The following is a 532-nucleotide window of genomic DNA, read 5'->3' on the forward strand; positions in this document are numbered from 1 at the left end:
ATACCAATTATGATTAAAGTCTTCCCAGATTTGCCCAGTCTCTTTGGCATAGTTTTCTCACTCGGCTTTTACACGATATGAATCTATTCCACGCTAGACAGCAATACTCGACAATTTCGTTGTAATCTTTGAAGCACCTATTAGCGAGGCAATTCTGACGGAGCCATTGCCAAACCTGCTCTATTGGATTGAGCTCTGGTGAATAAGGCGGTAATTTTAGTATCCAAAGATTGTCTAGCTCAGCGGCCGCAGCTTCTGTATGCCAACCTGCTCCATCTATTATCACTAACGCGTAGCGATCTTTCGGCGTTGCTTCTGATATTTGTTTTAAATGTTGTCGCATCGCATCTTCATTCACAAAAGGGGTGACTAATGCTTCAGTCGCTCCCGTTGCTGGGCAAACCGCACCAAAAAGGTACGCATATTCGAATTGCTGCTGTCTGACAGCTCTAGGGCGTGAGCCTTTTGGGGCCCATAATCTTGTGGTGGTATTTTGCTGACCAAATCTCGCTTCATCTTGAAACCAAATATC

General features: G+C 44.5%; 1 protein-coding gene. It reads right to left on the minus strand.

Annotation, left to right across the window (positions count from 1 at the left end; all coding sequences use genetic code 11):
- Positions 1-13: 13 nt before the first annotated feature.
- Positions 14-532: IS630 family transposase (locus ACWXWT_RS20645; RefSeq protein WP_456043424.1), on the minus strand; the 519-nt coding region annotated here is incomplete at its 5' end.

Source organism: Shewanella sp. A22 (genome assembly GCF_053850585.1).